Genomic DNA, 25,921 nt, shown 5'->3' with positions numbered 1-25,921 from the left:
GCTAAAAGTAGCCTGAACGTCCTTTCAACGCCCAACCGGCCGACGCCTTTCGCGTGGCGCGGCCGGTGAATTACCAGGAACTGCGCATGAGGAAATTCAATGTTCGCATCGTCGTCGCGTACGACTGGCCGTTGACGCTGGCCGGCATCGAGCAGATCGCAGGCAGCACCTGCGCGATCGAGCTCGTCGCGGTCTACCGGAGCGCGGCCGAACTGGTCGCGTCGCTCGGCGGCGTCGACTGCGACGTCGTGCTGGTCGACTATGCGATTCCCGGCGACGAGCAGATGGACGGCCTCGCGCTGTTCGACTGGCTGCGCCGCATGCGGCCGAACGTCGGGATCGTCGCGCTGGTCGCCAACGAGAATCCGCTGATCTTCCGCTCGATCCTGGGGATTGGCCACGTGAGCGTCGTCAGCAAGCTCGACGAGGTCGGCCACATCGTCACGGCGATCCATTCGAGTTACAGCGGCGGCGCCTATCTGTCGCCGTCCGTCCGGCGCGCGGTCGATGCGCTCGGCACGCGCGGCGACCCGCCCGTGAAGCTGTCGGCGCGCGAGATCGAGGTGATTCGACTGTACCTGTCGGGCGTGCCGATCAAGACGATCGCACAGCGCCTGAGCAAGGGCAAGCAGACGGTCAGCGCGCAGAAGATCAGCGCGATGAAGAAGCTCGGCGCGAACAACGACGTCGAGCTGATTCAGCGCGCGGCGGGGCTGGGGCTCGGGAGCGGGGAGGCCGCGCTGCGGGCGGGCAGCGCGGCGTGAGGGGCCCGGGCGGGGCGCCGTCAGGCCGGCAACGCGAACCGCGTCACCGCGTCGCGCAGCGCCTCGGCCTGATCGCGCAGCGAATGCGCGGCTGCCGCGGCCTGTTCGACGAGCGCCGCGTTCTGTTGCGTGACCTGGTCCATCTCGCCCACCGCGCGGTTGACCTGCTCGATCCCGGCGCTCTGTTCGCGGGATGCGTGGCTGATTTCGTCGAGGATCTCGTTCACGCGCCGCACCGACTGCACGATCTCGGCCATCGTCTCGCCTGCATGCGTGACGAGTGTCGCGCCGTGCTGGACCGTCTCGTTCGACGACACGATCAGCGACTTGATCTCCTTGGCCGCCGTCGCCGAGCGTTGCGCGAGCGATCGCACTTCGGCCGCGACCACCGCGAAGCCGCGGCCCTGTTCGCCCGCGCGGGCCGCTTCCACGGCCGCGTTCAGCGCGAGGATGTTGGTCTGGAACGCGATCCCGTCGATCACGCCGATGATGTCGCCGATCTTGTGCGAGCGGTCGGTGATCTCGTTCATCGTGCGCACGACGTCGTCGACCACTTCGCTGCCGCGCGTCGCGACCTGCGCGGCCTGGCCGGCGAGCGACGCGGCCTGCGCGGCGCTGTCCGCGTTCTGCTTCACGTTCGCGGTCATCTCGTCCATGCTCGACGCGGTTTGCACGAGCGCGGCCGCCTGTTCCTCGGTGCGCTGCGACAGGTCCGTGTTGCCGGAGGCGATCTCGCTCGCGCCCACGTTGATGTTCTCGGTGCCCATCCGGACACGCGACACCATGTCGATCAGCCCGCCTTGCATCGTGTGCAGCGCGTGCAGCAGGCTGCCGCGATCGTCGTGCTTCACGGTCACGCGCGCGGTCAGGTCGCCCTGCGCGATGCGCTGCGCGGCGTCGAGCGCCACTTCGAGCTCGCCGCCGAGGTTCGCGCGCACGCTTTTCAGCACCAGCACCATCACGGCGGTCGCGATTGCACCGAGCACGGCCGTCATCGCCAGCCAGCGGCCGACGCTCGCGAGCACCGCCGAGCGCACGTCGTTCATGTACATGCCGGTCACGAGATACCAGTCCCACGGCGCGAAGCGTTGCACGGCGCTGGTCTTGTCCTGCGGCTTGTCCGCGCCAGGCTTCGGCCACAGATATTCGACGAAACCCTTGCCGCCTTCCGCGTTGCCGGCCTTCACGATCTCGACGAACAGGTGCTGGCCGTTCGGATCGGTGAAATTCGACACGTCCTTGCCGTTGAGATCGGACTTGATCGGATGCATCACGATCACCGGCTTCGAATCGTTGATCGAGATATAGCCGTCTGCACCGTAGCGCATCGCGGCGATCGCCTCGAGCGCCTTCTGTTTCGCTTCGGCTTCCGGCAGCGCGTTCTGCTGCGACAGCTTGTAGTAGTGATCGGTCACGCTCGCGGCCTGCGCGACCAGCGACGCGAGCTGATCGCGGCGATCCGCGATCATCGAGGTACGGGTCTGCCATGCGCCCAGCCCGGCGATCACGAGCAGGCCGAGCCACAGGATGACGATCATCGAGGCGAGTTTCTGATTCAGGGAGAGAGTGCGCATGGTAGGAGGTCGGTCAGTCGTGGAAGCTCGCCGGGTCGGCGTGACGGGATAAGTCTCTTGACGGCGCGCCATGCGTGTCGCCGTAGACGGGAAATCCCTTAGAGGCGGCCATTTCCGCATGCCCAGGACGCAAGCGCGGGCATCTATGCATATGCATAACAGCGGCCGCTATACTGTCGGGCGATGGCGTGCGCGCCGCGCCCGCACGGGCGGCGGCGCGACGCCGAACCAAACCGAAAGGAGGCAACGATGCGGATTCTGGTGGTAGGGGCCGGCGCGGTCGGCGGATACTTCGGCGGCCGGCTGGCCGCGGCGGGGCGCGACGTGACGTTCCTGGTGCGCGACGGCCGCGCCGCGGCGCTCGCCCGCGATGGCTTGCTGATCCGCAGCCCGCGCGGCGACCTGACGCTTGCGAACGTGCAGACCGTGCGCGCGGGCGACGCGGGCGCGGGCGTCGCGCCGTTCGACCTCGTGCTGCTGAGCTGCAAGGCGTACAGCCTCGACGACGCGATTGCGTCGTTCGCGCCGTTCGTCGGGCCGCAGACGCTGATCCTGCCGATGCTCAACGGGATGCGCCACCTCGACGTGCTGCGCGAGCGCTTCGGCGCCGCGCAGGTGCTCGGCGGGTTGTGCGTGATCGCGGCGACGCTCGATCGCGAGCAGCGCATCGTGCACCTGAACGACACGCACGGCGTGTCGTTCGGCGAGCTGGCCGGCGGCGAATCGCCGCGCGTACGCGCGGTGGCCGACGTGCTCGGCGGCGCGGGCTTCGATGCCACGCTCAGCGACGACATCGCCGCGCGGATGTGGGAGAAGTGGGTGTTCCTCGCGACGCTCGCCGCGAGCACGTCGCTGTTTCGCGGGTCGATCGGCGACATTCTCGCCGCGCCGGACGGCCGCCGCCTGCTCGAAACGATGCTCGCGGAATGCAGCGCGATCGCGGAATACAACGGCCACCGGCCCGACGCGGCGGCCAGCGAGCGGATGCAGCGGATGGTGCTGACGCCGTCGCCGCTGACCGCGTCGATGCTGCGCGACGTCGAGAACCACGCGCGCGTCGAAGCCGATCACGTGATCGGCGACCTGCTCGCGCGGCGCGACCCGCAGTCGGCCGATACGCTGTCGCTGCTGCGGATCGCGTACAACCACCTGAAGACGTACGAGGTGCGCACGGCGCGCGAGCACGCGGCGGCGTAAGCCGGCGCGGGCGGCCGTCCGCGCCGTTCCGCGCTGCAACAAATTTGCCGTCTGGCACCGTTTATGGCCGGATTGCGCAAAAAAGTATCGGAAATCAGGCGTAAAGTTGGTGGAGCCGCGCGCTCGATCGACCTACATTGCTTCCCATGCGACCGGTCGCATCGCCGCGCGAGACACGCGGCGATGCGCGCACCGCCGAACAGGCCGGCCAGCGAACCATGGGAATGGAGACGCCAACATGATGCACCCCGATCTCGAAGTGGTCGAAGTGCGACGCGACGAGTCGTTCAAGGTCTGGTCGCATGGCTATCCGTATCGCACGATCCGCTGGCATTTCCATCCCGAATTCGAGCTGCACCTGATCGTCGCGACGCACGGCAAGTATTTCGTCGGCGATCACATCGGCTCGTTCGGCCCCGGCCATCTCGTGCTGCTCGGTCCGAACCTGCCGCACAACTGGGTCAGCGACATGGCCGAAGGCGAAACCGTCGAGCGCCGCAATCTCGTGATCCAGTTCGATCCGTCGTTCGTGCGCCGCTGCATGGACGCGTTCCCCGAATGCCGCGACGCGCAGGCGCTGCTCGACGATGCGCGGCGCGGGGTCGGCTTCGACGCGGCGACGAGCGCCGCGATCGCCCCGCTGTTCGATGCGTTGCTGACCGCGCGCGGGATGCGCCGCATCGCGCTGTTCATGACGATCCTCGAACGGCTGTGCGGCGCGGCCGAACGCACGCTGCTCGCGAGCCCCGCGTACGACCAGGCCGATGTCACGCCGACGCGGCTCAGTCATGCGCTGTCGTATATCGGCAAGAACCTCGCGTCCGAGCTGCGCGAATCCGATCTCGCGCAACTGACCGGGCAGAGCGTCAGCGCGTTCTCGCGCGCGTTCCATCGCCACACCGGCATGCCGTTCGTCCAGTACGTGAATCGTCTGCGGATCGAATCCGCGTGCCAGATGCTGCTCGCCGACGACGCGAGCATCACCGATATCTGCTTCCAGGCCGGCTTCAACAACGTGTCGAACTTCAACCGCCAGTTCCGCGCGGTGAAGGGGATGGCGCCGTCCGAATTCCGCGCGCTGCAGCGCCTGAACGCGCGCAGCCGCGAGCTGGCGCTGCATGCGGCGCCGACCGGCAATCCGCTGCCGCCGCGCGTGCTGACGCCCGGCGCCCCGGAGCTCGTGCCGCAGCCCGGATGATCGCCGGGCCGTTGCTCGCCTGAGTTTTCCTAACCGTTTCACCCCGCCGATCGCGCCGTTCACGTCGCGAGGGGCGCATTCACCCACGAAAAAGCTGCACACAATTCAGGAGACACCGTCATGACGCACGCATCGCCCGCTTCATCCCCCCGTCGCGCCGCCCGCCTGGCGGCCGTTGCCGCGCTCGCCGTCGCGGCCCTGTTGCCCGCCGCCGCGCATGCCGCGCCGCTGCGGATCGGCATGACGTTCCAGGAACTGAACAACCCGTATTTCGTGACGATGCAGAAGGCGCTGAACGACGCGGCCGCATCGATCGGCGCGCAGGTCGTCGTCACCGACGCGCATCACGACGTCAGCAAGCAGGTGAGCGACGTCGAGGACATGCTGCAGAAGAAGATCGACATCCTGCTCGTGAACCCGACCGATTCGACCGGCATCCAGTCGGCGATCACGCAGGCGAAGAAGGCCGGCGCGGTCGTCGTGGCGGTCGATGCGAACGCGAACGGCCCGGTCGATTCGTTCGTCGGCTCGAAGAATTACGACGCGGGCGTGATGTCGTGCGAATACCTCGCGAAGGCGATCGGCGGCAGCGGCGAGGTCGCGATCCTCGACGGCATTCCGGTCGTGCCGATTCTCGAGCGCGTGCGCGGCTGCAAGGCCGGGCTCGCGAAATTTCCGAACGTGAAGCTCGTCGACACGCAGAACGGCAAGCAGGAGCGCGCGACCGCGCTGTCGGTCACCGAGAACATGATCTCCGCGCATCCGAACCTGAAGGGCCTCTTCAGCGTGAACGACGGCGGCTCGATGGGCGCGCTCGCCGCGATCGAGGGTTCCGGCAAGGACATCAAGCTGACGAGCGTCGACGGCGCGCCCGAGGCGATCGCCGCGATCCAGAAGCCGAACTCGAAGTTCATCGAGACGACCGCGCAGTTTCCGGCCGACCAGGTGCGCATCGCGCTCGGCATCGCGATTGCGCGCAAGTGGGGCGCGACGGTGCCGAAGGCGATTCCCGTCGACGTGAAGGTCGTCGATCGCGGCAACGCGAAGGGTTTCAGCTGGTGAACGACGTGCGACGCGACGCGAAGGGCGGCGGCGCGGCCGACGCCCTTCGCACGGAGAAGCCGATGGACACGATACTCAGGCTCAGCCACATCACGAAAAGCTTTCCCGGCGTGAAGGCGCTGTCCGACATCGATCTGCAGATCGCGCGCGGCGAGATCCATGCGCTGCTCGGCGAGAACGGCGCGGGCAAGTCGACGCTGATGAAGATCCTGTGCGGCATCCACCAGCCGGATGCCGGCACGATCGAGATCGACGGCGCCGCGCGCCATTTCGCGGACTATCACGACGCGGTCGCGGCCGGCGTCGGCATCGTATTCCAGGAATTCAGCCTGATTCCGCACCTCGATGCCGTCGACAACCTGTTCCTCGGCCGCGAGCTGCGCAACCGCTGGGGCGCGCGCGACCGCAAGCGGATGCGCGCGGCGGCCGCGGCCATCTTCGCGCGCCTGGGCGTGGCGATCGATCTCGACGCGCCGATCCGCACGCTGTCGGTCGCGCAGCAGCAGTTCGTCGAGATCGGCAAGGCGCTGTCGCTCGACGCGCGCATCCTGATCCTCGACGAACCGACCGCCACGCTGACGCCGGCCGAGGCCGAACACCTGTTCGCGATCATGCGCGAGCTGAAGCGGCAGGGCGTCGCGATGATCTTCATCTCGCATCACCTCGACGAGATCTTCGCGGTGTGCGACCGCATCACGGTGCTGCGTGACGGCCAGTACGTCGCGACGACCGAGGTCGCGCGCACCGACGTCGAGCAACTGGTGCGGATGATGGTCGGCCGCCGGATCGAAAGCAGCTTTCCGCCGAAACCTGCGCTGCCGGCCGACGCGCCGGCCGTGCTCGAGGTCGACGCGCTGCAGATCGAGCGCGACGGCCCGGTGAACCGCTTCGCGCTGCGGGCCGGCGAGATCCTCGGCTTTGCCGGCCTGGTCGGCTCGGGCCGCACGGAAACCGCGCTCGCGGTGATCGGCGCGACGCGTGCGCATCGCAAGGAGTTGCGCGTACGCGGCGCGGCGGCGAAGCTCGCCGATCCGGCCGACGCGCTGCGCGCGGGCATCGGCATCCTGCCGGAAAGCCGCAAGACGGAAGGGCTCGTCACGTCGTTCTCGATTCGCGACAACATCTCGCTGAACAACCTCGGCAAGTACCGGTCGATGCGCTGGCTGATCGACCGGCGCGGCGAGGCGCGCACCACGCACGACGTGATGCGGCGCGTCGGCGTGAAGGCGCCGTCGATCCACACCGAGGTCGCGACGCTGTCCGGCGGCAACCAGCAGAAGGTCGTGATCGCGCGCTGGCTGAACCATCACACGTCGGTGCTGATCTTCGACGAGCCGACGCGCGGCATCGACGTCGGCGCGAAAGCCGAAATCTACGGGCTGATGCGCGAACTCACCGCGCGCGGCTACGCCATCATCATGATCTCGTCCGAGTTGCCGGAAATCGTCGGCATGTGCGATCGCGTCGCCGTGTTCCGGCAGGGCCGCATCGAGGCGACGCTCGCCGGCGACGAGATCGATCCCGACACGGTCATGACCTATGCCACGGCCGGCACGCGAGGAGCGACCCATGAACCTGCCTGATTCTTCTTCCACGCCTTCCACGACGCTCGCGGCCACGGCCGGCGACGCGCCGCCGCCGCGCGCGATGTGGGCGCAGTTGCGCCGCTCGACGCTGTTCTATCCGCTCGTCGGCCTGATCGTCGTGTGCATCGCGATGATGATCGCGAGCCCGAGCTTCCTGTCCGCCGCGAACCTCGAGAACGTGCTGCGCCAGGTGTCGATCAACGCGATCATCGCGGTCGGCATGACCTGCGTGATCCTGACCGGCGGGATCGACCTGTCGGTCGGCTCGGTGATGGCGCTGTCGGGCACGCTCGCGGCCGGGCTGATGGTCGCGGGCGTCAACGCGGTCGCCGCGCTGGCGATCGGCATCGCGGTCGGCCTCGGCTTCGGCTTCCTGAACGGCGTGTTCGTCGCGTTCGCGGGAATGCCGCCGATCATCGTCACGCTCGCGACGATGGGCATCGCGCGCGGCCTCGCGCTGATCTACACGGGCGGCTATCCGATCGACGGGCTGCCCGACTGGGTCGCGTTCTTCGGCAGCGGCAAGGTGCTCGGCATCCAGGCGCCGGTGCTGATCATGCTGGTGGTCTATGCGATCGCGTGGCTGCTGCTCGACCGGATGCCGTTCGGTCGCTACGTGTACGCGATCGGCGGTAACGAGCAGGCGACGCGGCTCACCGGCGTGCGGGTCGCGCGCGTGAAACTGATCGTCTACACGCTGGCCGGGCTCACGTCGGCGCTCGCCGCGATCGTGCTGACCGGGCGCCTTATGAGCGGGCAGCCGAATGCGGGGGTGGGTTTCGAGCTCGACGCGATCGCGGCGGTCGTGATGGGCGGCACGTCGATCTCCGGCGGGCGCGGCGCGATCCTCGGCACGCTGGTCGGCGCGCTGCTGCTCGGCGTGCTCAACAACGGGCTCAACATGATCGGCGTGAACCCGTATGTGCAGAACGTGATCAAGGGCGGAATCATCCTGCTCGCGATCTACATCAGCCGCGAACGATCGCGGTAATGAAAAAATCATCGGTTATCCGAATCACTCAGGAGAGAGACAACTCATGACGACACCCGAAGCCCAGCCGCGCATGACCGCGGTCGTCTGCCACGGCCCCGAGGACTATCGCGTCGAACAGGTCGCGAAGCCGAGCCCCGGCGTGAACGAGCTCGTGATCCGCATCGCCGCGTGCGGGATCTGCGCGAGCGACTGCAAGTGCTACACCGGCGCCAAGATGTTCTGGGGCGGCCCCAGCCCGTGGGTGAAGGCGCCGGTGATCCCGGGACATGAATTCTTCGGCTACGTCGAAGCGCTCGGCGACGGCGCGGCCGAGCATTTCGGCGTGGCGCTGGGCGATCGCGTGATCGCCGAGCAGATCGTGCCGTGCGGCAAGTGCCGCTACTGCAAGTCGGGCCAGTACTGGATGTGCGAAGTGCACAACATCTTCGGCTTTCAGCGCGAGGTGGCCGACGGCGGGATGGCCGAGTACATGCGCATTCCGCCGACCGCGATCGTCCACAGGATTCCGCTCGGCGTATCGCTCGAGGATGCGGCGATCATCGAGCCGCTGTCGTGCGCGATCCACACAGTGAACCGCGGCGACGTGCAGCTCGACGACGTCGTCGTGATCGCGGGCGCGGGCCCGCTCGGGCTGATGATGACGCAGGTCGCGCACCTGAAGACGCCGAAGAAGCTCGTCGTGATCGACCTGATCGACGAACGGCTCGAGCTCGCGCGGCAGTATGGCGCCGACGTGACGATCAACCCGAAGCGCGACGACGCGCGCGAGATCGTCCGCGCGCTCACCGACGGCTATGGCTGCGACGTGTACATCGAGACGACCGGCGCGCCGGTCGGCGTGAACCAGGGGCTCGACCTGATCCGCAAGCTCGGCCGCTTCGTCGAGTTCAGCGTGTTCGGCGAGGATGCGACCGTCGACTGGTCGATCATCGGCGACCGCAAGGAGCTCGACGTACGCGGCGCGCACCTCGGGCCATACTGCTATCCGGTCGCGATCGACCTGCTCGCGCGCGGGCTCGTCACGTCGAAAGGCATCGTCACGCACGGTTTCGCGCTCGAGGACTGGGACGACGCGATCCGCGTCGCGAAATCGCCCGAATCGATCAAGGTGCTGCTGAAGCCGGCCCGCTGACGGCCGGCGTGCGCCTCACCGGAGACATCATGGAATACGTCATAGGCGTCGATATCGGCACGCAGAGCACCAAGGCGCTGCTGGTCGACCGGCACGGCACGATCGTCGCGCGGCGCTCGGCCGGCTACCAGCCCGATACGCCGCGCCCGCTGTGGGCCGAGCAGTGGCCGCAGGTGTGGTTCGACGCGGTGCTCGACTGCATCGGCGGCTGCGTGAGCGACGCGCGCGCGCAGGGCGTGCCGGCCGACGCGATCCGGGCGGTGTGCGTGAGCAGCCTGTACGGCGGCTCGGGCATCCCGGTCGACAGCGACATGCGGCCGCTGCATCCGTGCCTGATCTGGATGGACCGGCGCGCGACCGCGCAAGTCGACTGGGTAGACGAACACGTGAACGTCGAGCGGCTGCGCGTGATCACCGGCAACGGCGTCGACAGCTACTACGGCTTCACCAAGATGCTGTGGCTGCGCGACCAGCGGCCGGACGTGTGGGCGAACGTGCGCTATTTCCTGCCGCCGAACGCGTATGTGATCTACCTGCTGACCGGTGAAGTCGCGGTCGATCACAGTTCGGCCGGCAATATCGGCGGCGTGTACGACGTCGCGCGCCGCGAGTGGTCCGACGACGCGCTCGACATGCTCGGCATTCCGGCGACGATGATGCCCGAGCGGCTGGTCGATTCGACGGACGTCGTCGGCGGCCTGCTGTCGCAATGGACCGCGCAACTCGGGCTGCCGGCCGGCACGCCGGTCGTCGCGGGCGGCGTCGATGCGGCGGTGGCGACCTTCGCCGCCGGCGCGACGCGCACCGGGCAGCACGTCGCGATGATCGGCACCAGCATGTGCTGGGGCTACGTGAACCGGCACGTCGATGCGCGGCACGGCCTCGTCAGCATGCCGCACGTGTTCAACGGGCAGCGCGACCTGTACGTGTTCGGCGGTGCGATCGCGGCCGGCGCATCCGTCGCGTGGTTTCGCGACCAGTTCTGCCACGCGGAAACCGACGCGGCGCGCCTGTTGCCGCACGGCGATCCGCACGTGCTGCTCGAGGAGGCGGCCGAGCGTGTGCCGGCCGGCGCCGACGGCGTGCTGTTCCTGCCGTATCTGATGGGCGAGCGCAGCCCGGTATGGGATGCGAAGGCGAGCGGCGCGTTCGTCGGGCTGAGTCTCGCGCACACGCGTGCGCATCTTTATCGAGCGGTGCTCGAAGGCGTCGCGTTCGCGTTGCGTCACAACATCGAGGCCGGCCGCCGGGGCGCGGCGGCGCTGGACGATCGGTTGATCGTCGTCGGCGGCGCCGCGCATTCGGCGCTGTGGATGCAGATCATCGCGGACGTGACGGGTTTTCCGGTGTGGACGATCGAGCAGGACGTCGAAGCCGCGATGGGCGCCGCGCTGCTTGCGGGCGTCGGCGCAGGGCTCGTGTCGGACGATGACGCGCAGGGCGGCTGGGTCACGCTCGTCGAGCGCGCACGGCCCGATGCCGAGCGTGCGAACACGTACGACGCGCGTTTTTCGCTCTATACGGCGTTGTATCCGGCACTCAAGCCGATCATGCACAGGCTGGGCACCTCATCATGAACACACGATTCGATTTCAGCGGGGCAACGGTGCTCGTCACGGGCGCGTCGAGCGGAATCGGCCGCGCCTGCGCGGTCGCGCTGGCGCAAGCGGGCGCGCGCGTCGTCGCGGCGGGGCGCGACATGGTCGCGCTCGACACGCTCGCCGGCGAGATTGCGTGCGATACGTTGCGCCTGGACGTCGGCGGTGACGAGCAATCGATCGATGCCGCACTCGCCGCGTACGAGGCGTTCGACGGCCTCGTCAATTGCGCGGGGATCGCGTCGCTCGAACCGGCGCTCGAGGTCGGCGCCGCGCAGTTCGATCGTGTGATGGCCGTCAATGCGCGCGGCGCGGCGCTCGTCGCGCGGGCCGTGGCGCGCAGGATGATCGAGCGCGACGGACGCGGCGCGGCGCACGCACGGGGCAGCATCGTCAACGTGTCGAGCCAGGCCGCGCTCGTCGGGCTGCCCGCGCATTTGAGCTATTGCGCGTCGAAGGCGGCGATGGACGCGATCACGCGCGTGCTGTGCATCGAACTCGGGCCGCACGGCATTCGTGTGAACAGCGTGAACCCCACCGTCACGCTCACGCCGATGGCGCAGTTCGCGTGGAGCGAACCGGAAAAGCGGGCGCCGATGCTGGCCGCGATTCCGCTCGGCCGGTTCGCGGAGCCGGAGGAGGTCGTCGAACCGATCCTGTTTTTGCTGAGCGATGCGGCGTCGATGATCAGCGGCGTGTCGTTGCCGATCGACGGCGGGTATACGGCGCGCTAGATCGCGTCACGGAAGTCGCGGACTGAAGTCGCGGCGCGGCCGGCGCGCGGCTAGACCGGGTCCTTGCTCGGCGGCCCGTCCGGTTGCTGCGGATTGTCGTGATGACCGGGCGGCGACGCGAACGGATCGTCTTCCGGATCGCGGTTCGGGTCGGCCGGTGGCTCGGGCGTCGGGGTCGTGTGATCGCTCATGGAGAACTCGCGCGGTGCGTGACGGCGGTGGCGCGGCGGATGCGCCTCGTCTCCGTTATAGCCAATCGGGCGCGTGTTTGCAGCGCGATTCTTGCGACCGGTGGACGATCGTCGGCGAAATTCGTCCATTGACGGTGTTCGTGCGGAATCGTGCAGAACCGCACCATCGAAGTCAGCGCAAATCCGCCGGCGTATCGACGTCGCGCAGGATGCCGGGATCGTCGACATCGAGCAGGGTCACCGGCACGCTGGCGAACAGCGCACGGGCGCCCGTGTCGCCGTCGAGGGCGGCGAGCGCATCGAAATGGTGCGCGGCGAAGCCGACCGGATGGCCGCGCACGCCGCGATGCGCGGGCGCGACGATCGACGCGTTGTCGGCTTCGAGCGCGCGGGTGACGGTTTCGTAGGTGGAAGCGGCGATCCACGGCATGTCGCCGAGCGCGACGAGCCAGCCGTTCGAATCGGGCGTGGTGCGGACGCCGGCAGCGAGGCTTGCGCCCATCCCGCGCAACGCATCGGGGGCATAGACGACCTGACAGCCGGCTTCATTCAGCAGAATCGCAAGCTTTTCGGCGCCGGGACGCACGACGGCGATCACGTCGGCGGTGGCGGCCGCGAGACGGCGCGCGGCGGCGACCGCCACCGGCGTGCCGTCGGGAAGCCGGGCGAGCAGCTTGCTGTGCAGGCCGCTCGGGTCGAAGCGTTGACCAAGGCCGCCGGCGAGCAGGACGCCGGTGGCGAGTGACGCATAGGACATCGGCGCGGGGGGAGGGAGACAGGTGCTGCGATTGTGCGGGAGCCCGCGGGGATCGGCAAGTGAGGATGTTACCGAGTCACGCGTGTCGGATCGGGAAAACCGTCATCGCGACGCTTCGTCGAGCATGCTTTCCTCGACGGGACCGTAAATTGCGTGCGATTCGTTCTGCATGACGGCCCAATAGCGATCGCCGAACGACCAATGCCACCATTCGGACGGGTAATTCGTGAAGCCGGCGCGGGTCAGCGCGTCGATCAGGAACTGGCGGTTTCGCGCGGCCGCGCGGCTGATGAATGGGTTATGTGTGTAGCAGGCGCCGGATGATTCGTGGTCGGTCGCATCGAGTATGCAGCCCATGTCGAGTTCGGCGGCCGCGGTCGTTTTGGTCAGACGAATCGCCAATATGCCAGAGTCTGGTGGAAGATGCGCCTCGGTTCGAGCGGCGGGGCAGGCGACGCTTACCAGAGCGTCATGATGTGCGCGTACGCGCGGATTTTTTCGTCGCGAGTGTCAACTGAGCGCCGAGTCGCGTACTGCCCACCACACCGATGCATGCGTATCCAGCACGATCACCGCGACGTCTCCCAATCCTCTTTCGCAATCGGATCGAGAGGATTGTCGTAGCGCATGACCGAACCGCGCAATATGTCCACCGAATGAGCTTCGCGCGAGCGATACGGCCGAATCTCGAACGTCGGTTTGCCATGGTCGGTGACGATCAATCCCTCGCCCGACACTTCGACGAGCCGGAAGTATTCGAGTGCGCGCGCCTTGAATTCGATTTCGATACGGGAGTGTGCGGCATCACGATATGAGCAGGGTCATTTGACGAGGTCGTTTTGGACCCGTCTTTCGACGGGGCGCGACCGACTCACGCTACGCATCCGCCCACTTCCTCAACAGGTTGTGATAAATCCCGGTGAGCGAAATGACCACCGGGTCCTTCGCCCCTTTTTCCGCGGAAAGCGCCTGAATCTGCGTATCGAGCTGAAACAGCAGTGTGCGATCACCGTCGTCGCGCACCATGCTCTGAATCCAGAAGAACGACGCCACGCGCTCACCGCGCGTCACCGGCGTCACGTGATGCAGGCTCGACGCCGGATACAGCACGAGATCGCCCGCCGGCAGCTTCGCGCGATGCACGCCGTACGTATCCTCGACGCACAGTTCGCCGCCGTCGTATGCGTCGGGTTCCTCGAGAAACAGCGTCGCCGACAGATCGCTGCGCACGCGGAAATCCGTGCCGCGCAGCAACCGGATCGCGTTGTCGACGTGCGTGCCGAACGTCTCGCCGCCTTCATAGCGATTGAACAGCGGCGGAAACACCTTGAGCGGCAGCGCCGCCGAAAAGAACAGCGGATGGCGGGCGAGTGCGTCCTGAATCGCATCGCCCACCGCACGCGCGGCCGGCGAGCCTTCCGGCAGTTGCCGATTGCGTTTCGCGAGCGCCGACTGTGCGCCGGACGTCGCGTTGCCGTCGACCCATTCGGCGGCATCGAGCATCTCGCGGCATTGCGCGACCTGCGCCTTGGTTAGTACACCGGGGATATGAAGCATCATGATGCGGATTCCATGGCGTGCGGCGCCAGTTGCATGGCCGCCGAACGAAAAGCGTCGAGCGGCGACGACACGAGATACGCGCGCATCTTCGCGATGAACGCGGGTGTCGCGGTGGCCGGCACCCGTGCGAGCCAAGCGAGCGCTTCGTCGACGCGTCCGCGCTCGGCGAGCAGCCGTGCATAGTTGAACTGGCCGCGGAAGTCGCCGGCTTCGGCCGCACGGCGATAGTGGTCGAACGCGGCTTCGATATCGACCGATACGACCCACCCATCCTCGTAGAACCCGCCGATCAGGTTGATCGATTTCGCATGGCCGAGCGCGGCCGCGCGGCGGAACCAGTCGAGCGCGTCGGCGCGGTGCTCGTCGACGCCGTTGCCGAGGGCAAGTGCGGTCGCGTAGTTGTACATGCCCCAGTCGAGGCCCGCCTGCGCGGCCAGCCGGTACCAGTACACGGCGACCGGCGCGCAGGCGGCCGTGCCCCAGCCGAACTCGTAGCAGCGTCCGAGCATGTTCATCGCCATCGGGTGGCCGGCTCGCGCCGCGTGCCGGAACCAGTTGAACGCGGCGGCCGGATCGCGTGCGACGCCGTGCCCGTCGAGCAGGTATTGCCCGTAGACGGCCTGCGCATCGACGATGCCGTGCTCGGCCGCCGCCGCGACCCACGCGGCGGCGCGCTCCGGCGGCCCGGCCAGGATGTCGGCGAATTCGCGCGGCGATACCGACGCGAGCGCCTTCAGCGATACGGCCTCCATCGATCAGTAGCGCGCGTTCAGCGTGACGAACGCCGAGCGGCCCGGCGCGATCGACGCATAGTGCGCCGGATACGCCTGATCGAAGTAGGTGCGGTTGAACAGGTTGTTCACGTTCAGTTGCAGGTCGAGCTTCTTGTTGATCCGGTACTGCGCCATCGCGTCGAAGCGCCAGTACGACGGTACGGCGCGCAGGTTCGCGGGATCGCCGAACACTTCCGACATGTAGAACGCGCCGCCGCCGACCGTGAATTTCGGCGTGACGTCGTAGTTCGACCACATCGTGAGGCTGTGCTTCGGCGTATTCGGGAAGCGGTTGCCGTTGTTCGCGGTGTCCTTGCCGTTGTCGCGCAGTTCGCTCTTCATGTACGTGTAGCCGCCGAACACCTGCCACTGCTTCGTGATCTGGCCGGCGAGGCCGAGCTCGAGACCCTGCACGCGTTTGTTGCCGACCATCGCGTACTGGTTGTTCGGCAGCGTCACGCGTGCGTTCGTCGTGTCGATCTGGAACAGCGCGGCCGTCAGCGACAGCTTGTCGTTCAGCACGTTCCACTTCGTGCCGAGTTCGATGCTGCGGTTCTTTTCCGGCGAAAGCTGATCGGCGTTCGGGCCGACGCCGCCGCGGCCCGGCGTGAGCGACTGCGTTTCGCTGCCTTCGCCGAGCAGCATGCCGGCGGGCGTCGACGACGTCGCATACGACGCGTAGATGCTGCCGTTCTGCGCGGGCTTGAACACGAGGCCTGCCTGCCAGTTGAAGAGCGTGTCGTCGCGCGTGTACGTCTTGCCGCCATTCGCCTTGGTATCGGTGAAGCGGGTCGAGTAGTCGTCGACGCGCACGCCGGCGTTGACCTGCCAGCGCGGCGTGATCTCGATCGTGTCGAAGCCGTAGATCGACTTCGTCGTGGTGCGCGCATGCGCATAGTCGTTGTTGCGCGTGATCGAGCCGGCCCACGGATCGTTCGGGTTCGGCGACCACAGGCTCGTGCAGTTGTAGCCCGACGGCGCGCCGATGCCTTTCTGGCAGATCGTGCCCTTGTCGGTCGCGACCGTGTACGAATCGCGCTTGCCCCATTCGCGCGACAGTTCGATGCCGGTCGTGAAGCTGTGCTTGAACGGGCCCGTGCGGAATTCGCCGAACAGCTCGGTCAGGTTCGCGAGGCTGTTGATCGAGCTGTTGCGGTTGTTGTTGCGGCGCCAGACTTTGCCGTTCACCACGTTGCCCTGGCTGTCGTCCGGCTGCGTCCAGATGTAGTCCTGCGTCGATTCCGTGTAGCGCGTGGTGTTGCGCACCGTGAGGTTGGGCGTGATGTCGTGCTCGATCTTGATCGTGCTGATGTCCGACGTGGTCTTGCGGAAGTCGCGGTCGATCAGGCCGTAGAAGTTGTGGCGATCGACGGGCGCCGGATAGATCGTGTCGACGTTCGCGGGTTTGTTCGACGTCGTGTAGAAGTACGGGATGCCGCCGTCGGGCATGTCGTCCGTTTGCAGGTGGTAGTAGCTCGCGGTCACGCGCGTCGACGTGCCGAGGCCGAACGCGATCGACGGCGCGACGCCCCAGCGCTCGTTGTTGACGGCGTCGCGGCCGGCGACGTCGTTGTTGTGGCTCATCAGGTTCAGGCGGAACGCGGCGTGATCGGCGAACTGCCAGTTGCCGTCGGCGGTGAAGCGGCGATAGCGGTCGGTGCCGAGGCCCGCGCTCGCGGCGGCCGTCGTGCCGAGATGCGGGGCCTTCGTGATCAGGTTGATGCTGCCGCCGGCGCCGCCGCGGCCGCCGTACGCGCCGTCGGAACCCTTGGTGATCTCGACGCGCTCGGTGTTGAAGATCTCGCGCGTGGTGGCGCCCGTGTCGCGCATGCCGTCGACGAACATGCTGCCCTGCGTGTCGTAGCCGCGGATGAACGGACGGTCGCCGAGCGGGTTGCCGCCTTCACCGGCGCCGAACGTGATGCCGGGCACGGTGCGCAGCGCTTCGGTCAGCGTCGCCGCGCCGCTGCTCTGGATCAGTTCCTGCGGGATCACGGTGACGGATTTCGGCGTGTCGACGAGCGGCGCGGTGAATTTCGCGGAAGCGGAAAAGTCGGCCTTGTAGCTGTGCTCGGTCTTGCCCTGGATCTCGATCGGCGCGAGATGGCCTTCGGTGCTGGCGGGCGCCGCGGGCGGCGTGCCGTCGGCGAACGCGGGGCTGGCGGCGAGCACGCTGCAGAGGGTGGTGAACTTGCCGAGCTTCAGCTCGTCGGGACGGGACTTCATGGTGCGCTTCGACCTCGCGGTGTGGCCCCGGGGCAGTGCGCTGCGGAAATGTGCACGCCGGCGGGAATTATTACGATTTGTTTTCAGGCGGCATTCTATGTAATTTCCTGTTAAATGAGAAGCGTTCTTGTTCGCGTTTGTGGGGGAATTGTTGACGAATGTGACGGGGTGGTCGCGAGGCGGCCCAGGAGGCGCAAACATGGCCGAATGGCCGGATATGACGGACCGGCACGTCGGATTGGATTGGCTGTGTCGCGACGCTCGCCATGACAGCAAAGTGATAGTAGGGGCGCGTCATGCCGGTGATCACCGTTCGAAATTTGCCCGATGAAGTGCACCGCGCGCTTCGGATCCGCGCGGCCCGACACGGGCGCAGTACGGAGGCCGAGGTGCGCGACATCCTGGAGCGGGCCGTTCTGCCGGGCGGGCGGCTCGAGCTCGGAACGCTGCTCGCGGAAATCGGGCGGGAAGCGGGCGATGTCGATATCGGCGTGCCGCGCGACGAGACGCCAGCCGGTCCGATGGGCTTTGAATGATCCTTGTCGATACGAACGTCATGTCCGAACCGCTGCGGCGTGAGCCGAACGCGGCGGTGATCGAGTGGCTCGATGCGCAGAACGTCGAGACGCTGTATCTCGCGGCGATCGGTCTCGCGGAATTGCGGTTCGGCGTGGCTGCATTGCGGGAAGGGCGCAGGCGGGATTGGCTGCAGCAGAGTATCGGGCAGCGTGTGCTGCCGCTGTTTCGCGGTCGGATCCTGCCGTTCGACGACGCGGCGAGCAGGGCGTGCGAGCCTTTGCGCGCGGACGCGTGCCGCGGGCAACGCGATCGCGGTCGCCGATGGCTACATCGCCGCGACGGCCGAGGCAAACGGCTCGATCGTGGCCACACGCGACGTCGCGCCGTTCCAGGCGTTCGGGCTGCGCATCATCGATCCATGGGCCGTCCGGTTCGCGATCGCCGGTTCTTTTGGCGTGCCGAAATGCAAAACGCGCCGTGCGTGGCGGCGCGTTTTGAATCGAACCATCAGGCTCGTTCCCTGACGCAACGGCGGCAGGGCGCGAGCGTTTCGCAGTGGCGTCAATCGATCCCGTGAAACACCGCGTCTTCCGGGCCGAGGTACGCCGGCGGACGCCACGTCGCGTCGCGCATCGAATGCTGGACGAGATTTTCGACACCGAGCAGCACCGCGAAGATCGCCATCCGCACCGGAATGCCGTTGTCGGTCTGCCGGAAGATCGCGAGACGCGGGTCGCGGTTCAGGTCGACCGACAGGTCGTTCGCGCCGGGCCGGCTGTCGCGCGGCAGCGGGTGCATGATCAGTGTGTCCGGCTTGCATACCGAGTCGACGAGCGCCTGATTGATCTGGAAATCCGGCGTGTAGCCTTCGAACGACTCGTCGGTGAAGCGCTCCTTCTGAATTCGCGTCGCGTAGACGACATCCGCGCCGCGCAGCCCGGCCGCGAGGTCGTTCGTCTGCTCGACCACGTGGCCGTTCGTCGCGATCTGCTCGACGATGTACGTCGGCATCTCGAGCGTCGGCGGCGATACGAGCGTGAACTTCAGCCCGCGGTACAGCGCGAGCAGCTTGACGAGCGAGTGCACGGTGCGGCCGTACTTCAGGTCGCCGACCAGCGCGATGTGCGCGCCGTCGACGATCTTGCCGAGCCGCGAGAACTCGCGCTGGATCGTATAGAGGTCGAGCAGCGCCTGGCTCGGGTGCTCGCCGGGGCCGTCGCCGCCGTTGATCACCGGCAGGTTGGTCGCGCGCGCGAATTCGGCCACCGAGCCTTTTTCGGGATGGCGGATCACGAGCGCGTCGACGTAGCCGGCCATCACGCGGCTCGTGTCGTAGATCGATTCGCCCTTGGCCATCGACGAGAACGTGAAGCCCGTCGTGTCGCACACCGAGCCGCCGAGCCGGCAGAAGGCCGCGCCGAACGACACGCGTGTACGCGTGCTGGCCTCGAAGAACAGGTTGCCGAGCACGGCGCCTTCGAGCACGCGCGAAATCTTGTGGCGTCGCGCGATCGGCTGCATGACGTCGGCCACGCGGAACAGCGCCTCGACCGAATCCCGCGAGAACTGGTCGACCGAGATCAATTGCGGCTTGCCTTCGAACAGGAACTGCTTCGCGAGTCCTTGTTTGTCTACGCTTTGCGTATAGTTCTCGCCATCCGGCGCCGAGCGCTCGACGATCTCTGACACGAAGCGCTCGACGATCTCGGGCATCCCGCGCGATTCCTGCGAATCGTCGGGAAGTAGCCAGGTATCCAGCGCGCGCCGGCTGACGCCGATGCGATTCGCGAACGCCTCGCGGGTCATGTTGAGGCGGCGCATCGCGTCGCGGAGGAAGGCTTGCTGGGGAACGGTCATCGGCGGCTCCTGGGCGGAAAATATACGCGGTGCGTATATTAGTTCCTGGCGCAATGAAGTCAAGAAAAATCTGCGTGCAAGCGGGGTGTGGCGCGCATGACACTCGGCGGGGCCGTACTGGCGCGCGGCGTGCGTCTCCGTATAATCAGGTCAGGCCCCGTGTCCGGCAGCGTGCCGGGCGCCAGCCGCACACGATTCGCCCGATCGGGCATGTTGATTCGAAGGAGAATGAGAATGACGCGTACGATTGCTGCAATGCTGCTGGTGGTGACGGCGGCGCTCGCCGGGTGCAATACGGTCGCCGGCGTGGGCCAGGACATTTCGAAGGGCGGCCAGGCGATCAGCGATTCGGCTGAAAAGGCCAAGTAAGCCGACCGGTTCCGGCATGCAGAAGGCGCCGGCCTTCCCGCGGTTGCGGGGAGGCGCGGCGCCTTTTTTTGCGCCCGACTCGAAGCCGGCGGCGTCAGGCGCGCTCGACGAATGCGTAGCGGCCGTCGACCTTGCGCGGCGTGAACCAGCCGTAGTCGGGGAACACCCGGTTGCGGACGAACCATACGTAGCCGACCAGCACGACCGTGATCGCAAGGCTCGGCAGCGCGGCCGACGGATCGCGCCCGAGATCGGCGACGGTCTTCGGTACCTGCAGCAGCGACAGCAGAATGAACGCGTGATACGCGCCGACACGATGGGTCGCAAAACCCCAGATGAACAGCAGCGACAGCGGCACGGTCAACGCGAGGAACACGGTGACCAGCACGCCGCCGGCGCCGGACGCGAAGAAGTAGTACGCGAGCATCAGGCTGATGACCAGCTGCGCGATGCCGAGCGCGATCAGGATCCGGATGTGCACCTTGTTCTTGCGGCAGCGTTCGGGGTCCGGGTGCGACGCGATCAGATGCGCGAGCACGCGATCCTTGAGCCCCTGTCCGGACAGCTCGGCCAGTGCGTCGGCCTTCCTCGTTCCCGCGGACAGCAGCACCGCGATTCTTGTTTTGGCTTCCTTCCTGTTCATTGCTTGGCCTAGCGGATTGTTGTTCGATGGTTGTCAAAGGGTCCGGCCACGCGAATATTGCATCTTGCGCAGTCGTGCGCAACGGTTTTGCGGGGCGCGGACACATTCCTACAGTCGTTGGCTGCATGGCCGGAAGGCGGCGTTCGAAGGCGGTGCGACGGGAAGGCGCCGCCATCGTTTTCGGCGGGACCAAGGAACGCGAATCAATCGGTGGCGGTCCGCGCGGCGAGCGTGGCGGGTGATTCGACGGGCGGCTCGCGCCGCCGCGTCGCGCCGACGAGCATGCCGGCGACGACGAGCGCGATGCCCGCGACACGCGTGCCGGTCAGCGTTTCGCCGAACAACGCGACCGCGAACAGCACGGCCGAAACCGGCGCGACCGCCGTGAACAGGGCGGCCTCGGTGCCGCTCGTGCGCGCCGAGCCCGCATACCAGCACAGGTAGCCGAGCACGGTCGGAATCAACGCGTAGTAGACGATCGCCGACACGGCGCCGACGGTCCAGCCGCTCGCCACCGCGCGCCATTCGAACGCGGCCGGCACGAGTGCGAGCACGAAGCCGAGGCCCGACATCGCGGTGGAAAGCGCCAGCGGCGGCAACGGCGCGGCAAGCCGCCGGTTGAGCAGGATGAAGACCGCTTCGCAGGCGACGGCCGCCAGCACCAGCGCATCGCCGGCAAGCGTCCGGAGCGACGGCATCGCGTGGCCCGGCGCGAACGTGACGAACAGCACGCCGGCCGTGGCGAGCGCGGCGGCCAGCCAGTCGCGCGGCGTCTGCCGCTCGCGCAGCACGACGGCCGCGATCAGCGTCGACATGGCCGGCAGCGTGCCGAGCATCACGCCGGCATCGAGCGGCGACGACAGTTTCGTGCCGCTGATCAGCAGCACCGTATAGCCGACGCCGCCCGCCGCGGCCTGGATGACGAGCAGCACGGCGTCGCGTGCGGCAATGCGCGGCCAGCGCATGCGCTGCGCACGCATCAGCGCGAACAGCAGCGGCGTCGCGATCAGGAAACGCAGCGCGGTGGCCGCGAACGGCGGCAGGCCGCCGGCCGCGAGACGGCTCGCGATGACGGTGCTGCCGACGCCCGCCATCGCGGCGGCGAGATAGAGATAGCCGATCAGTCGTGTCTTCATGCGCCGCATCGTCGCGTACGGCGGTGGGGGGCGTCTTGAACGAAATTGCAGCGGGGCGGGCGTCGAATGTGGTGCGCCGTCGACATGCACCGACGCAAGAGGTCACGGCTGACGTCTAGGCGGCAACCGCCGTCGAATGCAATGCGCGCGGCGGTCCGCGCACCGAGCACCGACAGCGCTATTGACCCGCCTGCGTGAACCGCCCCGGCGTGATCCCGAACTGGCGCGCGAACGCGCGCGTCAGGTGGCTCTGATCGGCGAAGCCAGCCTCGGCCGCGGCCTCGGCGATCGGCAGGCCGCCGGCCAGCAACGCGCGCGCCAGCCGCGTGCGCGACTGAACCAGATAGGCGTGCGGCGTGATGCCGAGCTCGCGCGCAAAGCCGCGCAGCAACTGGAAGCGGCTCACGCCGCTCAGGTCCGCCAGCTCGGCGAGCGATACGGGTACGGCCGGCGCTGCGTCGAGCCGCTCCCGGGCGACGCGGACCGCCGGCGCGACACCGGCCGCCGGCAGCGTGCGGTTGGCGTGCCGGGCGAGCAACCCTGCGACGAGCATCACGAGCGCTTCGTCGCGAGCGAGCGGCTGGGTTTCGCCTGCGACGATGCGTGCATGCAGCCGGCCGACGGCGGCCGCGAGCCGCGCGTCGCGCACGGCCGGGTGCGCAAGCTCGACGCCGCCGAGGCCTTCTTCCGCCGCGACGCCCGCGACCAGCGCCGGCGCGAGGTACAGCATCCGCCAGCGACGGCCGGTGCCGGCCTCGAGCGGCGAGCCGTCGTGCATTTCGCCCGGGTTGACCATGATCGCGTCGCCGGCCAGCGCGTCGACCTGCCCGCGGCCGCTCCACGACCGGTGCGCACCGCTGACGATCACGCCGACCCCGAATTCGTCGTGCGCGTGGCGCGGAAACGCGCGATCGGATTCGAGGCTGATCGCCTCGATGCCTTCGCCGGTGCGTCGGTAGTGGGTGACACGGTGCATGTGCGCTCCTCGCGCCGGTCGCGGCGCGGATCACGTGCACTTTAGCGCGTTCCGGCGCCGTGCGCCCTTCATCCTTTTGGCGGATACCGCGCGGCGCGCGCAGCCCGCACCATGTGCACATCGGCAGCGTACACGGCCCGCCGGGCCTGAAGCTGCGCGGGAGACGGCAGGTGGAACGACAGGATCCGGTATTCATTCAGGTGGGCGCGCTCGCGGACGGCTTCGCGCCGGAGGCGAACACCCTCGCGCCCGTCGACGCGCTCGTCGGGCGGACGCTGGCGCTCGAAGACGCATCGGGCGCATGGCGCGTCCATACGTTCGAGCCGGGCGCGCTGCAGTGGCGCGATGCGGCGACCGATACGGGCGGCCGCGCGCCGTGCCGCGTGACGCGGCTGCGCGACGGTCTGTACTTCGTCGACTACATCGATACCACTGCCCGCGCGACGTCGGTCAGCCTCGTGATCGATCTCGACAACGGCGTGTGGACGTCGGTCGTCGGTACGCTGCCGACGGAAGCCGACACGCGCATCGATGCGTTCACGCGCGTCGCGCGCGGGCTGCCGCTGACGGCCGTCGACGCGCAATTCCGGCACGGCACGCTCGGCGGCCACGCCCGGCCGGGCCCGCTGCATGCGCCCACGCGCGAGCTGATCGGCAAGCGGACGATGTACCGCTACAGCCCGACCGAATGCTACGAGCATATCTACCTGAACGAGAACTTCTACGCGTGGCAGTGCCTGCAGGGCGTGGAAGGCGGGCTGGCCGACGTCGACCGCTGTCATTACTTCAAGATGGCCGATGAGCTGTATCTGTTCGTGTGGCGCGAAAAGGTGGTGCCGACGCTCGGCGTCGTGCTGATCGACCTCGCGCAGCGCAAGACCGACGGCAAGATCTTCGGCTACCAGGGCGGCGATTTCGGCACGCTGTCGAATTTCCAGATCGGCGCTTATGCGCAGGTGCTGAACGAAACCGTGCATCCGCTCGGCGGCGAGGCGCAACGATGACTGCCGTGCTGGGCAGCGGCCGCCTGCGTGCGGATTTCGGCGGACGCGTCGTGCTCGTCACGGGTGCTGCGCAAGGGATCGGCGCGGCGATCGCGCGCCGTTTCGCGGAATCCGACGCATTCGTCGCGGTGGCCGACCTGAACCGCGAAGCAGCCGCCGCGCAGGCCGAGGCGCTGGTCAGCGCGGGCGGCGATGCACGCGCGTATCAGGTCGACGCCGCGAGCCGGGACGAACTGGATGCGCTCGTGGCGGCAGTCGAGCGCGACGGCGGCCGGCTCGATGTCGTCGTCCACAATGCCGCGTATTTTCCGCTGACGCCGTTCGAGCAGATCGACGCGCCGACGCTCGACCGGACGCTGTCGGTCAACCTGTCGGCGCTGTTCTGGCTCGCGCAGGCTGCGTTGCCGGCATTCGAGCGCGCGGGGGCCGGGCGGCTGCTCGTCACGTCGTCGGTGACCGGGCCGCGCGTCGTCTATCCGGGGCTCGCGCATTACGCGGCGTCGAAGGCCGGCGTGAACGGCTTCATTCGGGCAGCGGCGCTGGAACTGGCGCGCCGCCACGTGACGGTCAACGGCGTCGAGCCGGGGATGATCCGCACGCCGGCGGCCGGCAATCTCGGCGACGCATCGGTCGCGGCGCAGATCGCACGCGACATTCCGCTGGCACGAATGGGCGAGCCGGAGGACATCGCGAACGCGATGCTGTTTCTCGCGTCGGCCGACGCGGCGTACATCACCGGGCAGACGATCGTCGTCGACGGCGGAGCGACGTTGCCGGAAAGCGGGGCGGTGCTGGCGGACGGGTAGCGGTAAGCCCGCGAGGGGGGAAGCGTCGAGGCCGTGTCGGCATAGGCGTGCGACCCACGCCATGGAGGGCCGCGCTATACGCGCCCGCCGCGACTACAGCCAGCCGTTGCGGATGAACTCGACGATCGAATAGCGACGATGCTCGAGATCGTGCCGGCGGACGGCCTCGACGATGCGCGATACGCCATCCGCATAGGGCGTATCGCCGGATACGCGCGATTCGAACTGCAGGCTGCATGCGCCGTCGTCGATGCGTATCCGGTGAAGCGCATGGCGGCCGAGCTGATCGTCGCGGATGCCGAATTCGCCGCGCTGTACGGCCGGGTCGCGTACGGAGCGAATGTCTGCCGGCCGCACGCCGAGCGACTCGGCGATGCCGACGGCCGTGCCGGGGACGGACGTCTTGCCGGCCTGATGCGACTCGGTCACGCTGATGTCGCAGTCGCGGAACAGGTGGCCGCTGGTTTCCAGCATGCTCATGAACTTGAGCATCAGGATGTTCGTGTTCGGACACAGCACGACCGGAAAGCCGTATGTCCCGGTTTCGAGGTCGGAGCCGGTCGACAACTCGACGAGCGGCGATGCGGTGGCCTGGCAGAACGCGATCGCCGCGGCGAGTTCGCGGCCGGAACCGGCATGGACGACGATCGACCGGGCGTCGGTTCGCGTGGCGTCCGACCACGGCATCACGCGACAGGTGGCCGGGTCGAGCCGGTGCGAGCCGAGCAACTCGTTGGCGAGCTTGCCGGTTCCGATGACGAGTACTTGCATGGGATGGACGGGTTGAGGTTCGGGATGCGCGTCCGCAGTGGCGCAGGCCGTCGGCCGGGCCACGCTGGTCCGACTGTCGTGCCGCGCGCCACGCCTGGCGGGCATCGCGCATTATGCCCGGCCGTGCGACCGCGTGCTCGTCGAGCCGCGCCCGCGACGTCGCGGCGCCCCGCGCCGCATGGATCGCGATCCATCTCGCGATGCCGCCAACCGCGCTTGGCGCCCGATAACCACGGCGAAACGACAGCGGAACTGCGCTGCCCACCGTCATCCCGTTCGCACGAACGCGTGAACGGCGCTACGCTGTCGGCATTTCATCCCATCACCCTCGATCCAGGAGAACACATCGATGGAACACGACCTGAACGGCAAGGCAGTCGCGATCACCGGCGGCTTCGGTCATCTGGGCGTCGCGACGGCCGCGTGGCTCGGCGCGCGCGGCGCGCGCGTCGCGCTGATCGGCCGCGGCGCGGCCCCGGCGGCGCAGGCGCTGC

25 protein-coding genes and 3 pseudogenes are annotated in these 25,921 nt (G+C 67.9%); 15 read left to right on the top strand and 13 right to left on the bottom strand.

All coding sequences use genetic code 11. The features are described 5' to 3' along the window. The first annotated feature begins 86 nt into the window (after positions 1-86). Positions 87-764, top strand: a complete 678-nt coding sequence (locus tag MMB92_RS26985; protein WP_062885611.1) for a response regulator transcription factor — start codon at positions 87-89, stop codon at positions 762-764. Positions 765-784: 20 nt separating this feature from the next. Here the strand turns inward: MMB92_RS26985 and MMB92_RS26980 are convergent, their stop codons facing one another. Then, positions 785-2,338: a methyl-accepting chemotaxis protein gene (locus MMB92_RS26980; protein ID WP_062884850.1), complete on the bottom strand. Its 1,554-nt coding sequence runs from the start codon at positions 2,336-2,338 to the stop codon at positions 785-787. Between the two features lie 249 nt (positions 2,339-2,587). On the opposite strand from MMB92_RS26980, the gene panE reads away from it, so the two are divergent. The 8 genes from panE (at position 2,588) to MMB92_RS26940 (ending at position 11,839) form a co-directional block, all read left to right on the top strand. Further along, the gene (panE, locus tag MMB92_RS26975; protein WP_062884849.1) at positions 2,588-3,535 is read left to right on the top strand and encodes a 2-dehydropantoate 2-reductase; all 948 of its coding nucleotides are present in this window, start codon (positions 2,588-2,590) and stop codon (positions 3,533-3,535) included. A 238-nt stretch (positions 3,536-3,773) separates the two neighbouring features. Further along, positions 3,774-4,733, top strand: coding sequence for an AraC family transcriptional regulator (locus tag MMB92_RS26970; protein ID WP_006485849.1), 960 nt, complete (start codon positions 3,774-3,776; stop codon positions 4,731-4,733). 120 nt (positions 4,734-4,853) lie between these two features. After that, positions 4,854-5,795, top strand: a complete 942-nt coding sequence (locus tag MMB92_RS26965; RefSeq protein ID WP_006485848.1) for a substrate-binding domain-containing protein — start codon at positions 4,854-4,856, stop codon at positions 5,793-5,795. A 62-nt stretch (positions 5,796-5,857) separates the two neighbouring features. Further along, positions 5,858-7,378 carry a sugar ABC transporter ATP-binding protein gene (locus MMB92_RS26960; RefSeq protein WP_034203324.1) on the top strand — a complete coding sequence of 507 codons (1,521 nt, stop codon included), beginning with the start codon at positions 5,858-5,860 and terminating at the stop codon, positions 7,376-7,378. Next, complete coding sequence (locus MMB92_RS26955) at positions 7,365-8,372, top strand: ABC transporter permease (RefSeq protein WP_062884847.1); 1,008 nt, start codon at positions 7,365-7,367, stop codon at positions 8,370-8,372. The genes MMB92_RS26960 and MMB92_RS26955 overlap by 14 nt, the downstream gene beginning before the upstream one ends. Before the next feature lie 46 nt (positions 8,373-8,418). Then, positions 8,419-9,507 (top strand): alcohol dehydrogenase catalytic domain-containing protein, encoded by a 1,089-nt coding sequence (locus MMB92_RS26950; protein WP_062910371.1) that lies wholly within the window; start codon positions 8,419-8,421, stop codon positions 9,505-9,507. A 29-nt stretch (positions 9,508-9,536) separates the two neighbouring features. Continuing rightward, positions 9,537-11,084 (top strand): FGGY-family carbohydrate kinase, encoded by a 1,548-nt coding sequence (locus MMB92_RS26945; protein ID WP_212260855.1) that lies wholly within the window; start codon positions 9,537-9,539, stop codon positions 11,082-11,084. Further along, positions 11,081-11,839: an SDR family oxidoreductase gene (locus MMB92_RS26940; protein ID WP_006496171.1), complete on the top strand. Its 759-nt coding sequence runs from the start codon at positions 11,081-11,083 to the stop codon at positions 11,837-11,839. The genes MMB92_RS26945 and MMB92_RS26940 overlap by 4 nt, the downstream gene beginning before the upstream one ends. A gap of 50 nt (positions 11,840-11,889) precedes the next feature. On the opposite strand, the gene MMB92_RS26935 is transcribed toward MMB92_RS26940, so the two are convergent. The 7 genes and pseudogenes from MMB92_RS26935 to MMB92_RS26905 all read right to left on the bottom strand — a co-directional run bounded on the left by MMB92_RS26935 (position 11,890) and on the right by MMB92_RS26905 (position 17,346). Next, positions 11,890-12,030, bottom strand: a complete 141-nt coding sequence (locus tag MMB92_RS26935; RefSeq protein ID WP_162838543.1) for a hypothetical protein — start codon at positions 12,028-12,030, stop codon at positions 11,890-11,892. 172 nt (positions 12,031-12,202) lie between these two features. Continuing rightward, the gene (locus MMB92_RS26930) at positions 12,203-12,787 is read right to left on the bottom strand and encodes a nucleotidyltransferase family protein (RefSeq protein ID WP_006485855.1); all 585 of its coding nucleotides are present in this window, start codon (positions 12,785-12,787) and stop codon (positions 12,203-12,205) included. Positions 12,788-12,889: 102 nt separating this feature from the next. After that, the gene (locus MMB92_RS26925; protein WP_256870143.1) at positions 12,890-13,189 is read right to left on the bottom strand and encodes a M15 family metallopeptidase; all 300 of its coding nucleotides are present in this window, start codon (positions 13,187-13,189) and stop codon (positions 12,890-12,892) included. 167 nt (positions 13,190-13,356) lie between these two features. Beyond that, a pseudogene (locus MMB92_RS35315) lies at positions 13,357-13,595 on the bottom strand (type II toxin-antitoxin system Phd/YefM family antitoxin). Between the two features lie 68 nt (positions 13,596-13,663). After that, positions 13,664-14,347, bottom strand: a complete 684-nt coding sequence (locus MMB92_RS26915; protein ID WP_112751276.1) for a Fe2+-dependent dioxygenase — start codon at positions 14,345-14,347, stop codon at positions 13,664-13,666. Further along, positions 14,344-15,099 (bottom strand): tetratricopeptide repeat protein, encoded by a 756-nt coding sequence (locus tag MMB92_RS26910; protein WP_112751277.1) that lies wholly within the window; start codon positions 15,097-15,099, stop codon positions 14,344-14,346. Before MMB92_RS26910 ends, MMB92_RS26915 begins: the two co-directional genes overlap by 4 nt. 3 nt (positions 15,100-15,102) lie before the next feature. Further along, positions 15,103-17,346, bottom strand: a complete 2,244-nt coding sequence (locus tag MMB92_RS26905) for a TonB-dependent siderophore receptor (RefSeq protein WP_058903292.1) — start codon at positions 17,344-17,346, stop codon at positions 15,103-15,105. Positions 17,347-17,642: 296 nt separating this feature from the next. Between MMB92_RS26905 and MMB92_RS26900 the strand changes: the two genes are divergently transcribed. Both MMB92_RS26900 and MMB92_RS26895 read left to right on the top strand, forming a co-directional pair. Beyond that, entirely contained in the window at positions 17,643-17,882 is a 240-nt protein-coding gene (locus MMB92_RS26900; RefSeq protein WP_060266215.1) for a hypothetical protein, read from the top strand. Next, positions 17,879-18,290: pseudogene (locus MMB92_RS26895) on the top strand (type II toxin-antitoxin system VapC family toxin); the annotation flags it as partial. The gene MMB92_RS26900 and the pseudogene MMB92_RS26895, both read left to right, overlap by 4 nt. A gap of 136 nt (positions 18,291-18,426) precedes the next feature. Here the strand turns inward: MMB92_RS26895 and MMB92_RS26890 are convergent. Beyond that, complete coding sequence (locus tag MMB92_RS26890) at positions 18,427-19,722, bottom strand: aspartate carbamoyltransferase (protein WP_027805219.1); 1,296 nt, start codon at positions 19,720-19,722, stop codon at positions 18,427-18,429. 234 nt (positions 19,723-19,956) lie between these two features. Between MMB92_RS26890 and MMB92_RS26885 the strand changes: the two genes are divergently transcribed. Further along, a complete protein-coding gene (locus tag MMB92_RS26885; RefSeq protein ID WP_006485835.1) occupies positions 19,957-20,091 on the top strand; it encodes an entericidin A/B family lipoprotein in 135 nt (44 codons plus the stop codon). Between the two features lie 94 nt (positions 20,092-20,185). Here the strand turns inward: MMB92_RS26885 and MMB92_RS26880 are convergent, their stop codons facing one another. The 3 genes from MMB92_RS26880 to MMB92_RS26870 all read right to left on the bottom strand — a co-directional run bounded on the left by MMB92_RS26880 (position 20,186) and on the right by MMB92_RS26870 (position 22,846). Next, the gene (locus tag MMB92_RS26880; RefSeq protein ID WP_277563045.1) at positions 20,186-20,734 is read right to left on the bottom strand and encodes a permease; all 549 of its coding nucleotides are present in this window, start codon (positions 20,732-20,734) and stop codon (positions 20,186-20,188) included. A 203-nt stretch (positions 20,735-20,937) separates the two neighbouring features. Next, positions 20,938-21,870, bottom strand: coding sequence for a DMT family transporter (locus tag MMB92_RS26875; protein ID WP_080322496.1), 933 nt, complete (start codon positions 21,868-21,870; stop codon positions 20,938-20,940). A gap of 178 nt (positions 21,871-22,048) precedes the next feature. Then, positions 22,049-22,846 carry an AraC family transcriptional regulator gene (locus MMB92_RS26870; protein ID WP_062910375.1) on the bottom strand — a complete coding sequence of 266 codons (798 nt, stop codon included), beginning with the start codon at positions 22,844-22,846 and terminating at the stop codon, positions 22,049-22,051. Positions 22,847-23,016: 170 nt separating this feature from the next. Here MMB92_RS26870 and MMB92_RS26865 point away from each other — a divergent pair, with 170 nt between their 5' ends. Both MMB92_RS26865 and MMB92_RS26860 read left to right on the top strand, forming a co-directional pair. After that, positions 23,017-23,850 (top strand): molybdenum cofactor biosynthesis F family protein, encoded by an 834-nt coding sequence (locus tag MMB92_RS26865; RefSeq protein ID WP_006493836.1) that lies wholly within the window; start codon positions 23,017-23,019, stop codon positions 23,848-23,850. Continuing rightward, a complete protein-coding gene (locus tag MMB92_RS26860) occupies positions 23,847-24,656 on the top strand; it encodes an SDR family oxidoreductase (protein WP_062910376.1) in 810 nt (269 codons plus the stop codon). Before MMB92_RS26865 ends, MMB92_RS26860 begins: the two co-directional genes overlap by 4 nt. Positions 24,657-24,749: 93 nt before the next feature. Here MMB92_RS26860 and MMB92_RS26855 read toward each other — a convergent pair whose 3' ends face one another. Next, on the bottom strand, positions 24,750-25,427 hold the full coding sequence (locus MMB92_RS26855; protein WP_006496184.1) for a dihydrodipicolinate reductase C-terminal domain-containing protein: 678 nt from the start codon (positions 25,425-25,427) through the stop codon (positions 24,750-24,752). A 349-nt stretch (positions 25,428-25,776) separates the two neighbouring features. Between MMB92_RS26855 and MMB92_RS26850 the strand changes: the two are divergent. Then, positions 25,777-25,921, top strand: a pseudogene (locus MMB92_RS26850) (KR domain-containing protein); the annotation flags it as partial.

It is taken from the genome of Burkholderia sp. IO2 (genome assembly GCF_029522185.1).
Classification (GTDB): domain Bacteria; phylum Pseudomonadota; class Gammaproteobacteria; order Burkholderiales; family Burkholderiaceae; genus Burkholderia; species Burkholderia cenocepacia.
The sequence above is the reverse complement of the archived record's forward strand: the minus strand, read 5'-3'. Positions and strand labels throughout refer to the sequence as shown.